Origin of the sequence: Flavimaribacter sediminis (genome assembly GCF_019492055.1) — a bacterium.
Taxonomy (GTDB): domain Bacteria; phylum Pseudomonadota; class Alphaproteobacteria; order Rhizobiales; family Rhizobiaceae; genus Flavimaribacter; species Flavimaribacter sediminis.
On the sequence record NZ_JAICBX010000003.1, the window covers coordinates 513,376 to 527,297 of the forward strand.

The window sequence follows — 13,922 nt, forward strand, 5'->3', positions numbered from 1 at the left end:
CGCATCGGGATGCAAATGCCGGAATCGGACCACTAGTCGGCGCGGCGGATGTAACTGATTTCGTTCGTGTCGACGAGGATGGTTTCGCCCGCCTCGATGAAAGGGGGAACCATGACGCGGATGCCGTTTTCCATCACCGCCGGCTTGTAGGACGACGCAGCCGTCTGTCCTTTCACCACCGGATCGGCCTCGACGATCTTCAGCGTGACCTGGTCGGGAAGCGAGACGCCGATCGGTTTTTCCTCATAGAGCTCAACCGTCACCATCATGCCGTCCTGCAGGAAGTTCGCGCGATCGCCGACGAAATCGTGCTGCAGTTCGAGCTGTTCGTAGCTTTCGGTGTCCATGAAAACCAGCATGTCTCCCTGCTCGTAGAGATACTGGAATTCCTTCTGTTCGAGGCGCACCTTCTCGACCGTTTCCGATGCGCGGAAACGTTCGTTCAGCTTGGTGCCGTCGATCAGGTTCTTCAGTTCGACCTGGTTGAACGCGCCGCCCTTGCCGGGCTTGACCGCATTGGTCTTGACCGCAGCCCAGAGGCCGCCATTGTGCTCGATCACGTTCCCGGGACGAATTTCGTTTCCGTTGATTTTCATTGCTGTGGTCCGGTTGTTGAGAAATCCGCGCTTCCAGACCACAAAAGCAGCCGAGATTCAAGCCCGAACGCCCGGCCGGAGCCCGCTTAGAAGCGGGACCGGAAATTGTTGGCGGCTTCGATGCCGGCTTTCTGTTCCTCTGCGGTCAGGCCTTGAAAGAAATCCTCAAGCGACGCGTCCTCCAGTCCCGCGCGACGGGACAGGATATACCATTTGGCGGCCTCGATGGGATCAGGGCGGGTGCCGATGGCGTTGATATAGAGATGCGCGATCCTGTTCTGGGCCATGATGTTTCCGGAATTCGCCGCCCGGCGCATCCAGCCGAAACCGGCGTCGAAATTGATATCGCCGCCGATCCCGTCGATCAGCCACACGGCGATGTCGAGCTGGGCGGTGTCATAACCCGAACGCGCGGCGCGTATCATCCATTTCCGCGCCTCGTCCAGATCCGGCTCGGTGTTGCCGATGCCGTAGGCGCGGATCTGGGCAAGCGCGAATTGCGCGTCGGCGATGCCCGCCTCCGCCGAGGCGAGCATATAGGGCAGCGCCGCCTTTATCCCCTCACTACCCGGCTGGTCGGTGATCAGCAATTGTCCGTAGTTGAACTGCGCCGACGAGTTTCCGGCGTCGGCCGCCTTCTTCATCAGTTCGCGGGCGCGATCCCGGTCCTTTTCGACCTGCGTGCCTTCAAGCAGCATGAGAGCATATTTCAACTGCGCCGCCGGATCACCGCTTTTAGCGGCCGCCGAATACCAGAACGCCGCCTCATCGGGATCTTTCGGAACGCCAAGGCCCCGTGAATAGATTTCCGCCACCAGCGTCTGGGCGGCCGGATCGCCGAGCTTGGCGCGCGGCAGCGCGAATTCAAGCGCCGTCAGATAATATCCGCGCTGAAAGGCGCCATAGGCGATATCGGCGCCTTCTTCCGTCGGAGTTTCGGGCGCATCCTCCGCCGTATCGGTCTCCGCCGCCGGCTCGTCCGGAATATAGTCGTCCTGCGGCAGCGCCGGATGGTCGTTATCGGCGAAAGGCGACGGCGCGGCGGGCTGTGCCTGCGCGGCGACGGCGCCCTGCAGCCCCAGCGCCAGCAATATGAGCATGATCCTTTTCATCGCCGGGCACTCAATCGTCAAACCGTGGCGCTTTTTCGTCAAGCAACGCATTTACAGCCGCGACGATCTGCGCTGCTTGCGCGGGCTCGGCGAACACGGCGGATCCGAGCGCAACGAAATCCGCGCCGTGCTCCGCGACGGTCAACGCGCTTTCGGGATCGAGCCCGCCCATGACGAGGCTGGGAATCTGCACCATTTCCGACCACCATTCGGCGAGCGCGAGGTTCTTCGAATGCGGCTCCGGCTTGATGTCGCCCCTGAGCTTTCCGAAAAACACGTAGTCGGGCTGGGCTTCGCCGGCGTCCAGCGCGGCGTGGCGGGTCTGCGGATTGCCGCCGCCGACGATGAGCTGCGGCGCATGTTTTTCCACGGCCTCGCGCAAGGCGGTCGCCGGACCGTCAATATGCAGCCCGTCGGCCTTGACGCGCATGGCGATCCGCTCTTCCCCGCACACCAACGCCGCGACGCCCTTTTCCTGGATCACCGGGACCGCCCTGGCGGCGACTTTCTGAAAGTCCGCCTCGTTGAGATCCCCCTGCGGAAGAATAACGGTCGCGACGTCGCCGCCGCGCAGCGCGTCGCCGAGCACGCTGGCGAGCGCGTCCGGATCAGCGATCGGCGGCGCAATGAGGACGAGACGGCAACGGCTGGTCATGATCTTCCGGCTCCGGGCCTGGCGTTGGGCGTGGCGCGATTTGCGCCGGCGCGTTCAATTCGCCGGGCGCTGTGTGGTTTTCTGCAATGAAATTCGCTATCAAGCACGCTGTTCGCTTCTGCCGCTTCCATTTCAATCCACGGTTCGAGCACGAATTTCGAAACGGGACTATCCTGGTTCCCGATAGACCACCTTTTGTGAAGGATCAACATGCCGACCGATCTTGCATTCTATGCGGCAGCCATTACTGCCGTGGTCCTGGTCGGCCTGTCGAAGGGCGGTTTCGGCGGCGCCCTCGCACTGATAGGCGTTCCGATACTCGCTCTTGTCGTGCCTCCGGTGAAGGCGGCGGCGATCATGCTGCCGATCCTGATCGTCATGGACATTGCCAGCCTGTGGGCCTGGCGACACTACAATGACATGAGGACCTTGAAATATCTCGTTCCGGGATCTCTCTTGGGGCTGTCAATCGGCTGGATCACCGCGGCCTGGCTCGACGATGCGCTGATTCAACTTCTGCTTGGATGTGTCGCCGTCATTTTCGTCGCCAGAATGGTGTATCAGCAATTCTTCGCTTCCGAGGCGGTGCGCGGCAAACCGGCGCAGCACAATCCGGTCAAGGGAACGTTCTGGGGAACGGTCGCCGGCTTCACGAGCTTCGTGTCCCACGCGGGCGGGCCGCCCTTTCAGATCTACACGGTGCCGCTGAAGCTCGACCCGAAGCTGTTCGCCGGCACCAGCGCCCGGTTTTTTGCGCTGATGAACTTTCTGAAGCTCGGACCCTATTTCGCGCTCGGCCAGTTCGACACATCGAACCTTGCGACAAGCGCGGTGCTTCTGCCGCTCGCGCCTGTTGCGACCCTTGCCGGCGCCTGGATCGTCAAGCGAATGAGCCCGAAGGTCTTCTATCCGTTCATGTATGTTCTGATCGTACTGACCGGACTAAAGCTTGTTGCCGACGGGCTGCTTGCTGTAATGCAATAGCTTCAATTGCAGGCCAACCGGAGGAACCATGTCGGCAAATCCCTTTGAAACCGATCTCGATCGCAACGCCGCCAATTATCAGCCGCTGACGCCGCTGGCGCATCTGGCGCGCGCGGCTTACGTCTATCCGGACCACACGGCGATCATCCATGGCGACATGCGCATGGATTACCGGACCTTCTACAACCGGTCCCGGCAGCTTGCCTCGAGCCTGGCCGACCGCGGCATTGGCAAGGGCGACACGGTTTCCGTGATGCTGTCCAACACGCCGGCGATGCTGGAAGCCCATCACGGCGTTCCGATGACCGGCGCGGTGCTGCATTCCTTCAACACGCGGCTCGACGCCGCCGTCATCGCATTCCAGCTCGACCATGCGGAAACGAAGATCCTGATCGTCGACCGGGAGTTTTCCGCCGTGATGGCGGAGGCTCTGGCGATCGCCGACGTCGATCCGCTCGTCATCGACTATGACGATCCCGAATTCGGCGTCGACACGCCGTTTTCGAAAGGCGACAGGATCGGGACGGAAAACTATGAGGCGTTTCTGACCGCCGGCGATCCGGACTTCGAATGGACGTGGCCTGCCGACGAGTGGGATTCGATCTCGCTGAACTACACCTCCGGCACGACGGGCAACCCGAAGGGCGTCGTCTATCACCATCGCGGCGCGTCGCTGATGGGTTACTCCAACGTGGTGGCCGCCGGAATGGGCCGCTTTCCGGTCTATCTGTGGACGCTGCCGATGTTCCACTGCAATGGCTGGTGCTTTCCCTGGACGCTGGGCGTTGTCGCCGGAACCCATGTCTGCCTGCGCTGGGTGCGCGCAAAGGCGATGTATGACGCGATCGCCGATCATGGCGTCACCCATCTGTGCGGGGCGCCAATCGTCATGTCGACCCTGCTCAACGCGCCGGAAGACGACAAGCGCGACTTCGACCAGACCGTTTCCTTCAACACGGCCGCCGCGCCGCCGCCCGAAAGGGTTCTCGAACAGATGGCCGACGCCGGGTTCGAGGTCGTTCACCTCTATGGCCTGACGGAGACCTATGGTCCGGCCGTTGTCAATGAATGGCACCGCGAGTGGGACAAGCTGGACAAACCCGTTCGAACCGGCCTGAAGGCAAGACAGGGCGTACGCTACAATGCGCTCGAAGATCTCGTCGTTCTCGACCCGGACACCATGGAGCCGGTTCCGGGTGACGGCGAAACCATCGGCGAAGTCATGTTCCGCGGCAACATCGTCATGAAGGGTTATCTGAAGAACCCGAAGGCGAGCGCCGAAGCCTTTGCGGGCGGATGGTTCCACTCCGGCGATCTGGGCGTGATGCACCCTGACGGCTACATTCAGCTCAAGGACCGGTCCAAGGACATCATCATTTCCGGAGGCGAAAACATCTCCTCGATCGAGGTCGAGGACGCCCTCTACAAGCACGCCGCCGTCCAGGCCGCCGCCGTGGTCGCCAAGCCGGACGACAAGTGGGGCGAGACGCCCTGCGCGTTCATAGAGCTGAAGCCCGGACAGACGGCCGACGCGGAGGAACTGATCAGCCATTGCCGCAGTCTGCTCGCGCACTTCAAATGCCCGCGCCACGTCGTTTTCCAGGAAATCCCGAAGACGTCGACCGGCAAGATTCAGAAATTCGTTCTGAGGGAGGCCGCAAAAGCCCTGTGAGACACGGCCGACGCGACGGCCGTGCTGGAAATGCCTGAAATGATTGGGATATGAGGCGCTTTTCGGCGAAGTACCCTAATGTGTTATCGAGCCGCGAATCCGCTCGATTTCGTCTTTCAACCGTAGTTTTCGTCGTTTTATATCGGAAATCTCCGCATCGTCAGCCGAGGGCTGATTGAGCGCTGAATGGAGTTCTTCTTCCAGAGCGAAGTGTTTTTTCTCCAGCGTCTCAAGACGAGCTTCGATAGCCATTGAACGACTCCTTTCCAGTAATGTTTCCCCGCAACCGCAATTGCGGGATTTAGGGGCAGGCTCCATCACCAGCCACGCACATTGTGCCACTAAAATGTGGAGATTGTCGAAGCCTTATTTCAAGACCGTGGATAACTTTCTTTTTTGAATATTTTGCGCGGGCGAACAAAGTGGTACAGCACTTCTGCGTTATCGGGGCCGGGACACGGACAGGCGCGGATCGTCCGGAACGGCAGTGAATTTTCGGGGTAGTTGGCATGGCGGATCAGGAACAGGCGGAATTGCGGCTCAGGGCTGCGAAGCTGCGTCAGGAACACGAAGATTTCGACGCCGCCATCACCGCCATGCTCGCCTATGGCTGCGACGCCCTGCGCATTCAGCGCATGAAAAAGAAAAAGCTGGCTCTCAAGGACCTCATTTCCGAGATCGAGGACCAGATCCTGCCGGACATCATCGCCTGACGGCGCGGCCGCGCCACCAAGACCCAAGGAGTTCTCCGGATCATGTCAGACACGCCCGCACCCGTCGCCATCATCATGGGCAGCCAGTCGGACTGGTCGACCATGCGCCATGCGGCGGAGACGCTCGACGAACTGGGCGTCGCCCATGAAGCGCTGATCATTTCCGCGCACCGCACCACGCAGCGCCTCTACGACTTTGCGACAGGCGCGAGAAAAGCCGGATTCAAGGTCATCATCGCCGGCGCGGGCGGCGCGGCGCATCTTCCGGGCATGACGGCGGCGATGACGACGCTGCCGGTCTTCGGCGTCCCGGTCGAATCCAAGGCTCTCTCGGGCCAGGACAGCCTTCTGTCGATCGTCCAGATGCCCGGCGGCATCCCGGTCGGAACGCTGGCGATCGGCCGCGCAGGCGCGATCAACGCCGCGCTGCTCGCCACCGCCGTGCTCGCGCTTTCTGATGAAGCGCTCGCCGACCGTCTGGACACGTGGAGAGAGGACCTGACCGCCTCCATTCCCCTGCGACCGGTGGATTCGGAGTAGCGTGGTGACCTATCCCGACACCGCATTGCCGCCCGGCGCCGTCATCGGCGTCATCGGCGGCGGCCAGCTCGGCCGGATGCTCGCGATGGCGGCCGCGAAACTCGGATACCGGACCTGCGTCCTCGAGCCGCAGGACGACTGCCCCGCAGCGCAAGTCGCCAATATGCAGATCGTCGCGCCCTATGACGACGAAGCCGCGCTGGAGCGCCTGAGCGCGGCGTGCGACGTGGTGACCTACGAATTCGAGAACGTTCCGGTCGGCGCCGCCCGCACGCTCGCCGGCAGGCTTGGCGTCTATCCACCGCCGCGGGCTCTGGAAATCGCGCAGGACCGCCTTGTCGAAAAGACCTTTCTGAACGAATGCGGGATCGACACCGCGCATTTCATCCCCGTCGACAGCCAGGCCGATCTGGAAGCCGCGCTCCGGCAGACTGACGGTCTCGGCGTCTTGAAGACGCGCCGGCTCGGCTATGACGGCAAGGGACAGATCGTGTTCAAGGGCGTCGACGGCGAGCATCAGGACGCCTTTCGCAAACTGGGCTCGACGCCGCTGATCCTGGAAAGCTTCGTCGCTTTCGACCGGGAAATCTCGATCATCGCCGCGCGCGCCGCCGACGGATCCACCGCCATGTACGATCCGGCTGAAAACCGCCACGAGGGCGGCATATTGAGGCAATCCACGGCGCCTGCGTCAATCTCGTCGGAAACGGCGGAGGCGGCGCGTGAAGCCGCGGCCCGGATTCTCGACAGCCTGGACTATGTCGGCGTCATCGGCGTCGAATTCTTCGTCCTTCCCGACGGCCGCCTGCTCGCCAACGAGATCGCGCCGCGGGTGCACAATTCCGGCCACTGGACGGAAGCCGCCTGCGCCGTCTCCCAGTTCGAGCAGCATGTTCGCGCCGTATGCGGGCTGCCGCTTGGCGATTGCGCCCGGCGCTCCGACTGCGTCATGGAAAACCTGATCGGCGACGAAGTCGAACGCAGTTTTGGCATACTCGAACAGTCCGGGGCGGTGCTCCATCTCTATGGAAAGAAGGACGCCCGCCCCGGACGCAAGATGGGCCACGTCACCTGGCTGAAGTGATCCGCGTCAGACCTTGTTGATGGAATTGCCTCCGTCGACGACCATGGCCGATCCGGTCATGAAGCTCGACCGGTCGGAGGCAAGGAAGAGCGCGGCTTCGGCGATTTCCCGCGCGTCCGCGATCCGCTTCAGCGCGTGAATGCTGTTGAGAAAGGCCAGGCGCTCCGGCTCTTCGTCGATATTGCCCGCCATTTCTGTCCGCGTACCGCCCGGAAGCAGCGCGTTTGCGCGAACGCCCTTAGCGCCATGTTCCGTCGCCAGAACCTGCACCAGCCCGATGAGGCCCGCCTTGCTGGCCGCGTAAGCGCCCATGCCCGGAAACGCCGCCGAGTAGCCGACAAAACTGGACGTGAAGATGAGCGATCCGCCGCCGGACTTCAGCATCGCCGGAATCTGGTGTTTGGCTGCGTGGAAGGCGCTGGTGAGGTTTGTCGCCAGCGTCAGGCTCCAGTTTTCTTCCGTCATGTCGGGAATGGCGACGGCCTCGCCCGTCATTCCGGCGTTGTTGAAGCCGCAATCGAGGCGGCCGAAGCGATCAAGCGCGGTTGCGACAAGTTGCTCCGCATAGCCGACGTCGCACACATCGCCCGCAACGGCGATCGCCTCGCCGCCCTTGCCGACGATTTCGCCGGCGATCCTTTCCAGCGTCTCGCGACGACGCGCGCCGAGCACGAGCTTCGCCCCCTCTTCGGCGAACAGCCGCGCGGCCGCCTCCCCTATGCCGCTGCTTGCCCCGGTGATGATGACGACCTTGTTGTGTAATTGCATGGGACGATCTCCGTTGTTTTTCGATGGAGATCTCCTGCATCACGGCGGGGAAAGCCGATATCCGCTTCTTGCGAGGGAATTCTAGTCCCACACACACGGGACGCAAAGCGGGCCGCGGAACGCCCAGCCGCCGAACCGCACATCCCTGCCCTCAGCAAGCCGAAGGTTCGGCAGGTTGTCGAATAGCTTCGGCAGGGCGACTTCTGCAATTAAACAGCGCGAAGCCCAGGCCCCAGCGCAGAAATGAGGGCCAGCGCCGAAGGATAGCGACTTGGCGGTGTCGCGCGTCACATCAAACCGGTCCGGATCGTCGAATATGCTTTCATCCCTGTTGCCTGAACCGAACATCAGGAACACACGGTCCTCCGGCTCGAAGACGACGCCGTCCAACTCGTAGCGTTGCGCCACCCGACGCGGAGACATGCCGATGGGCGATATCCAGCGGGCGTATTCCTCAAAGGCCTGCAGCCATGTCGCCTCGCCGGACCGGATCCGCGCCAGCTCCTCTTCATGCGTGAGCAAGGCCCAGGCCACGCCCGCAATGGCGTCCCTCGGCTCGTTCTGCCCTCCGGAAATGGCGAGCTTGATATTCGCCCTGACCTGGGATTCCGCGAGGCCGGCCTGCAACTGGACGGACAGCAGGGAATGATCGGGATTGGCGACTGCTTCCGGCATCCGCTCGTCGATGTGGTCGTCGATGGAACGGGTGCAGTCGTGACAGTTCGCCTCGATCGCCAGGTCGCCGCCATAGTTGGCGCATCCGTCGATCATCCCCTGGCTCACCCGGTTCATCTCCGCGAAATGCATGTTGGTGAGACCGGTGATCGCCTTTAGCGCTTCCGCCGAAACCGGCATCGCGAACGCCTCCACCAGATCGCATCGTCCCTCTGGCTTCAATTCTTCGAGAATACGGTCCGTCGCCGCCTCGAACGCCGCCTTCCAGACGGTGGCGACGGTTTTCGGCGAGACGGTAGGAAAGATCGCCCGGCGCTCCGCCATATGCGCATCGCCGTCCTTGCGCATCATGTTCTCACCCATCAACCGCGACATCAGGCCGTCGGGCTGAACGGATGAAAAGACGTCGATCTTCTTCTCGTTGACGAAAATGTCGTCGCGCCGCGTGATCAGCGTCGCCCCGAGTTGCTGCACATAGGCGACCGGTTTGTCCCGGCGCATGACCTTCAGATCCGGATAGGGATCGGTCCAGAAGGAACCCGGATCGATATCATAGTGTGGTGCATTCGACATGGAACAAACTCCCCGTAGACTCAGGCGACGCCAAACTGCGCCATCTATGCGTTTCGGGCCGCCGGGACGCAAGTCTGCGACAGCGCGCGGTTGACAGAACGCAAGCTTGGCGCTAAACGCTGCCCAACACTTCGAGCGCGTCGCAAGGCGCGCTTTTGATTGTTTACAGGCCAGACGACCGCATTACCGGTTTCGGCCAATGACCATGGATCCGGAACAATGAAAATCAAGAACTCTCTCAAGTCGTTGAAGGCGCGGCACCGTGAAAACCGCCTGGTTCGTCGCAAGGGCCGTATTTACGTCATCAACAAGCAGAACCCGCGTTTCAAGGCCCGCCAGGGCTAATACCGGGCGATCGGTTGACGATCACCAAAATTTGGCTTTGACCTTTTGCGCATGCGGCATAGATTTATCCGCATGCCATTTACACGTTTGCCGATCACTCTCTCTTTTCTGACGGCGTTTGTCTCGCTCGCCGGATTCGCCGCGTCTGACGCCCTTGCCCAGAGCAATGACCTTCAGAGGCAGGAACAGTCGACGGAAGAACCGGCGATCAGCCCGGAGGACCTTCCGCCGGCGATGGGCCGCACGAAGGCGGATCGCCTCGATTCCTATTTTGCAGACCTGAAGCGCGAAAGCGATCCCGCAGCCGCCAGGCGAATCGCCGACCGCATATGGGCGGCCTGGCGCGATTCCGGCAGCGCGACCGCCGATCAGCTCATGGAATGGGCCGACGACGCGATCGAAGACCAGCGCCTGTTCACGGCCCTCGACCTGCTTGATCAGGTCACCGTCCTGATGCCGGACTACGCGGAAGGCTGGAACCGGCGCGCGACACTGCACTACCTCATGAGCAATCACGCGAAATCGATGTCCGACATCAACCGGGTGCTGGAACTCGAACCGCGCCACTTCGGCGCGCTGATGGGCATGGGCGCGATCCTGCAGACAGCGGGCCACGACGAAGCCGCGCTGAACGCCTACATGAAGGTGCTTGAAGTCTACCCGGCGATGCGGAATGCTCAGGAAAAGGTCGGCGATATTTCCGACGAGCTGACCGGCGAAGAAACCTGAACACGATCTGTCAATGCCGCGACTGTGATATCCAATGGCGATGTTCTGGACATCCATTCTAGTCATATCGGGTCTCTACGGCTTTACCCTGTTTCTCACGCGCAGCGTTGAACGTCGCTTTCCGGCGCACGGCGACCTGACCGATGTGGGCGGCTATCGCATGCACGCCTTGCATATTGAGCGGCCGGAGAGCGCCGATCTGCCGGCGATCGTGTTCATCCACGGCGCAAGCGGCAATCTGCGCGACCAGTCCGGCGCGTTCCTTTCCGCCCTGGAAGGCCGGGCCGAGATGCTGTTCGTCGACCGCCCCGGCCATGGCTGGTCGGAGCGCGGCGGATCGCGCAACGCCTATCCGGACGCGCAGGCGCGGGCGATCGCCACGCTGATGGACCGGAAGGGCATCGAGGACGCCATCGTCGTCGGCCATTCCTTCGGCGGCGTCATCGCGACCGCCATGGCGCTTGAAAGACCGGAACGGGTGCGCGGTCTGCTGTTGCTTGCCTCGCCCACCCATCCCTGGCAGGGCGGCGTCGATTTCTACTACCGGCTCGTCACCATACCGGTGATCGGCCGGCTCTTTTGCGAGTTGCTCGTCATGCCGCTCGGCCTCGTATTGGCCGGACCCGCCGTCAAGCGCGTGTTCGCGCCGGACCTGTGTGCGGACGACTATGAGGAAAACACGGCGATCCCGCTGGTGCTCAGACCGCGCCAGTTCCTGGCGAACGCCCGGGACGTCGTCAAGCTGTTCGATCATATCGTCATCACCGCGCCGAAATACCCCGCGATAAAGGCGCCCGCAGTGATTCTGTCCGGGCTTGAGGACACAGTCGTCTCGCCGCTGCAGCACTCGGTCGCGCTCGCCGAGGAAATGGACAATGCGGAACTCGTGTTGCTGGAAGGCGTAGGCCACAAACCGGACTATGTCGCAACGGGTCTGTGCACGGCCGCGCTCGAAAAACTGTCAGGCGCGCCGGTCGACCTGGAAGCGCTCAAACACGCCTTTGAACGTCACCGCGCTACGACCACGCGGGGCAAGGCCGACAATGCAACGGATGAGACTTCGGCTCAGATGCCGGACATGCCGTCGGAGCCGATATAGGCGATCCGCAGCATATTTGTGGCGCCAGGAGTGCCAAGGGGCACGCCGGCGGAAATGATCACCCGATCTCCCGGATTTCCGAAGCCTTCGTTGAAGGCGATCCGGCAGGCCCTGTCGACCATGTCGTCAAGATCGGTCGCATCCTCGGTCACCACGCAATGCAGCCCCCAGACGACCGACAGCCGGCGCGCGGTCTCGATAACCGGCGAGAGCGCGATGATCGGCACCTGCGGCCGCTCGCGCGAGGCCCGCAGGCCGGTGGTGCCCGACGAGGTGTAACAGACCATGACCGCCAGGTTCAGCGTCTCCGCTATCTGGCGCCCCGCCAGCGAAATCGCATCGGCGCCGGTCGCCTGCGGCTCCGAGCGCTGTGCGTAGATGATACCGGGAAAGTTCGGGTCCTTTTCCACCTGGCGAGCGATCGCCCCCATCATGGACACCGCCTCGACCGGATAGTCGCCTGCGGCGGATTCCGCTGACAGCATGACAGCGTCCGCGCCCTCGAAAACCGCCGTCGCGACGTCCGAAACCTCGGCGCGCGTCGGCACAGGCGCGGAAATCATCGACTCCAGCATCTGGGTCGCCACCACAACGGGCTTGCCGGCCCGCCGGCAGGCGCGAATGAGCTGTTTCTGTATGCCCGGAACAGCCTCGATCGGAAGTTCAACGCCAAGATCGCCGCGGGCGACCATGAGCGCATCGGAAAGCTCGATGATTTCGTCGATCTGCTCGAGAGCCTGCGGCTTTTCGATCTTCGCCATCAGACCGACCTTGCCGCGGGCAATCTTGCGCACCGCCGCCAGATCGTCGGGTCTCTGGATGAAGGACAGAGCGACCCAATCGACGTTTCTGGTCGCCAGAACGGCTTCGAGGTCCTTGTGATCCTTTTCCGTCAGCGCGCCGACCGGCAGCGTGCTGTCCGGCAGGCTGACGCCCTTGCGATCCGATATCTTCGTTCCCGACACGACGGTGCAGGTAATTGATTTGCCATCGCAGGCGTCTGCCTTCAATTGCAGACGTCCGTCATCAATCAACAGTCGATGGCCGGGCTTTACGGCTGCGAAGATTTCCGGATGCGGCAGGAAGACGCGCGAAACATCTCCGGGCGTATCCTTGTCGTCCAGCGTGAAGGTCTGGCCGGGCTCGAGTTCGACTGCGCTGTCGGCGAAACGGCCAACGCGCAGCTTGGGTCCCTGAAGGTCGGCGAGAATGCCGATGGGACGTCCGCATCGCTTTTCGACCGCGCGTATCCGGTCGACCAGATTGCGCAATGTCGCATGATCCGAATGGCTCATGTTTATGCGAAACAGGTCCGCGCCGGCTTCATGCAGTTTTTCGATTGTTTCCTCGTCCGAGGACGATGGCCCGAGCGTTGCAAGTATCTTGACTTTGCGAAGTCGCTTCATCAGTTCTGGCCTTCGCCATTGTCTCCGGAATCTGTCAATTGCACCATCCAGTTGGATTGCTGACCCGTGTCGTATTCCTTGAAGCCCATGCGCATGTAGCCGCGCGTGAAGCAGTCATGCACGCCAACGATGTCGAAGGCGTCTTCGGCGACGCACATATCAATGTCGCCCGCCCACCGGCCGCCGCTTTCCGAATCTTCCGCGTAGAGATAATAATAACGTGACGAAAGCGAACCTTCTATGATGGTTTCGCAACTTGTCGCCGCAATTTGCCACCAGCCTTCGGATTTCCAGCCATCGGCCGTCCGGTATCCGATGGCGACGCCGACCAGTTTCTGCGTCCCGTTGCATACCCGGAAATCAGCGCGCGCGTCGTTGCCCCATGCGGCCATTAATACAATCACTGCCGAAGCAAGCGCCAAACGCCCATGCTTCACTAAAAAGCCAGCCACTGACATCCCCGTTACGAACCCTCTATTGAATATGTGCCGCATCGACAGCCCGAATGTCAACGCGTGACCGGATCAAACCGGGCCTCGCATATTGAAATCAACGGTCTGGCCGGTTTACCGGCCGACCTTGCGGCACTATCTTCCAGGTCAAGGAAATCCCTCAAACTACAGGAGGCCCGTCATGACGGAACTGACCGAAGAACAGCGCATCAAACTGGAAGCCGCGGCTTTCCGGACACTCGTGGACCATCTTCGCGAACGCGCCGACGTGCAGAACATAGACTTGATGAATCTGGCCGGATTTTGTCGAAATTGCCTGTCCAACTGGTATCAGGACGCGGCTCGGGAAGCCGGGATAGACCTGAGCAAGGAAGCCTCGCGGGAAATCGTCTACGGCATGCCCTATGACGAATGGAAAGCCAAACACCAGACAGAGGCGACGGCGGAACAGAAGGCGGCCTTCGCCTCCCGCCACGAACATTGAGGCCCCACGTCTTCCCATTGATCACGGGACAGGCG

Annotated in this window: 17 protein-coding genes; 9 read left to right on the plus strand and 8 right to left on the minus strand. The window is 61.8% G+C overall.

Annotated features, from left to right (window positions below):
* Positions 1–32 precede the first annotated feature (32 nt).
* The 3 genes from efp to K1W69_RS18140 all read right to left on the minus strand — a co-directional run bounded on the left by efp (position 33) and on the right by K1W69_RS18140 (position 2,363).
* Positions 33–596: an elongation factor P gene (gene efp / locus K1W69_RS18130; RefSeq protein ID WP_220229828.1), complete on the minus strand. Its 564-nt coding sequence runs from the start codon at positions 594–596 to the stop codon at positions 33–35.
* A gap of 86 nt (positions 597–682) precedes the next feature.
* On the minus strand, positions 683–1,696 hold the full coding sequence (locus tag K1W69_RS18135; protein ID WP_258571169.1) for a tetratricopeptide repeat protein: 1,014 nt from the start codon (positions 1,694–1,696) through the stop codon (positions 683–685).
* 22 nt (positions 1,697–1,718) lie between these two features.
* Entirely contained in the window at positions 1,719–2,363 is a 645-nt protein-coding gene (locus tag K1W69_RS18140; protein ID WP_258571170.1) for a thiamine phosphate synthase, read from the minus strand.
* Positions 2,364–2,573: 210 nt separating this feature from the next.
* On the opposite strand from K1W69_RS18140, the gene K1W69_RS18145 reads away from it, so the two are divergent.
* Both K1W69_RS18145 and K1W69_RS18150 read left to right on the plus strand, forming a co-directional pair.
* The gene (locus tag K1W69_RS18145) at positions 2,574–3,347 is read left to right on the plus strand and encodes a sulfite exporter TauE/SafE family protein (protein WP_220229830.1); all 774 of its coding nucleotides are present in this window, start codon (positions 2,574–2,576) and stop codon (positions 3,345–3,347) included.
* 28 nt (positions 3,348–3,375) lie between these two features.
* Entirely contained in the window at positions 3,376–5,019 is a 1,644-nt protein-coding gene (locus tag K1W69_RS18150; protein WP_220229831.1) for an acyl-CoA synthetase, read from the plus strand.
* A 75-nt stretch (positions 5,020–5,094) separates the two neighbouring features.
* Here the strand turns inward: K1W69_RS18150 and K1W69_RS18155 are convergent, their stop codons facing one another.
* Complete coding sequence (locus K1W69_RS18155) at positions 5,095–5,271, minus strand: YdcH family protein (protein WP_220229832.1); 177 nt, start codon at positions 5,269–5,271, stop codon at positions 5,095–5,097.
* 257 nt (positions 5,272–5,528) lie between these two features.
* On the opposite strand from K1W69_RS18155, the gene K1W69_RS18160 reads away from it, so the two are divergent.
* Genes K1W69_RS18160 through K1W69_RS18170 form a run of 3 tightly spaced genes read left to right on the plus strand, consistent with a single transcriptional unit; the run spans position 5,529 to position 7,356 of the window.
* Entirely contained in the window at positions 5,529–5,732 is a 204-nt protein-coding gene (locus K1W69_RS18160) for a YdcH family protein (RefSeq protein WP_220229833.1), read from the plus strand.
* A gap of 42 nt (positions 5,733–5,774) precedes the next feature.
* Positions 5,775–6,272, plus strand: a complete 498-nt coding sequence (gene purE, locus K1W69_RS18165; protein ID WP_220229834.1) for a 5-(carboxyamino)imidazole ribonucleotide mutase — start codon at positions 5,775–5,777, stop codon at positions 6,270–6,272.
* 4 nt (positions 6,273–6,276) lie between these two features.
* The gene (locus K1W69_RS18170; RefSeq protein ID WP_220229835.1) at positions 6,277–7,356 is read left to right on the plus strand and encodes a 5-(carboxyamino)imidazole ribonucleotide synthase; all 1,080 of its coding nucleotides are present in this window, start codon (positions 6,277–6,279) and stop codon (positions 7,354–7,356) included.
* 6 nt (positions 7,357–7,362) lie between these two features.
* Here K1W69_RS18170 and K1W69_RS18175 read toward each other — a convergent pair whose 3' ends face one another.
* Both K1W69_RS18175 and K1W69_RS18180 read right to left on the minus strand, forming a co-directional pair.
* Positions 7,363–8,124 carry an SDR family oxidoreductase gene (locus tag K1W69_RS18175; RefSeq protein ID WP_220229836.1) on the minus strand — a complete coding sequence of 254 codons (762 nt, stop codon included), beginning with the start codon at positions 8,122–8,124 and terminating at the stop codon, positions 7,363–7,365.
* An 81-nt stretch (positions 8,125–8,205) separates the two neighbouring features.
* Positions 8,206–9,372 carry a cytochrome P450 gene (locus K1W69_RS18180; protein ID WP_220229837.1) on the minus strand — a complete coding sequence of 389 codons (1,167 nt, stop codon included), beginning with the start codon at positions 9,370–9,372 and terminating at the stop codon, positions 8,206–8,208.
* A gap of 219 nt (positions 9,373–9,591) precedes the next feature.
* Here K1W69_RS18180 and ykgO point away from each other — a divergent pair, with 219 nt between their 5' ends.
* From ykgO to K1W69_RS18195, 3 genes are all read left to right on the plus strand, one after another.
* Positions 9,592–9,717 carry a type B 50S ribosomal protein L36 gene (gene ykgO, locus K1W69_RS18185; protein WP_220229838.1) on the plus strand — a complete coding sequence of 42 codons (126 nt, stop codon included), beginning with the start codon at positions 9,592–9,594 and terminating at the stop codon, positions 9,715–9,717.
* A gap of 72 nt (positions 9,718–9,789) precedes the next feature.
* Positions 9,790–10,446 (plus strand): tetratricopeptide repeat protein, encoded by a 657-nt coding sequence (locus tag K1W69_RS18190; protein ID WP_220229839.1) that lies wholly within the window; start codon positions 9,790–9,792, stop codon positions 10,444–10,446.
* A 34-nt stretch (positions 10,447–10,480) separates the two neighbouring features.
* Positions 10,481–11,545 carry an alpha/beta fold hydrolase gene (locus K1W69_RS18195; protein WP_220229840.1) on the plus strand — a complete coding sequence of 355 codons (1,065 nt, stop codon included), beginning with the start codon at positions 10,481–10,483 and terminating at the stop codon, positions 11,543–11,545.
* Here the strand turns inward: K1W69_RS18195 and pyk are convergent.
* Positions 11,512–12,951, minus strand: a complete 1,440-nt coding sequence (gene pyk / locus K1W69_RS18200; protein ID WP_220229841.1) for a pyruvate kinase — start codon at positions 12,949–12,951, stop codon at positions 11,512–11,514. The genes K1W69_RS18195 and pyk overlap by 34 nt on opposite strands.
* Complete coding sequence (locus tag K1W69_RS18205) at positions 12,951–13,409, minus strand: DUF1036 domain-containing protein (RefSeq protein WP_220229842.1); 459 nt, start codon at positions 13,407–13,409, stop codon at positions 12,951–12,953. The genes pyk and K1W69_RS18205 overlap by 1 nt, the downstream gene beginning before the upstream one ends.
* A gap of 175 nt (positions 13,410–13,584) precedes the next feature.
* On the opposite strand from K1W69_RS18205, the gene K1W69_RS18210 reads away from it, so the two are divergent.
* Positions 13,585–13,887, plus strand: coding sequence for a DUF1244 domain-containing protein (locus K1W69_RS18210; protein WP_220229843.1), 303 nt, complete (start codon positions 13,585–13,587; stop codon positions 13,885–13,887).
* The last annotated feature ends 35 nt before the right edge of the window (positions 13,888–13,922 follow it).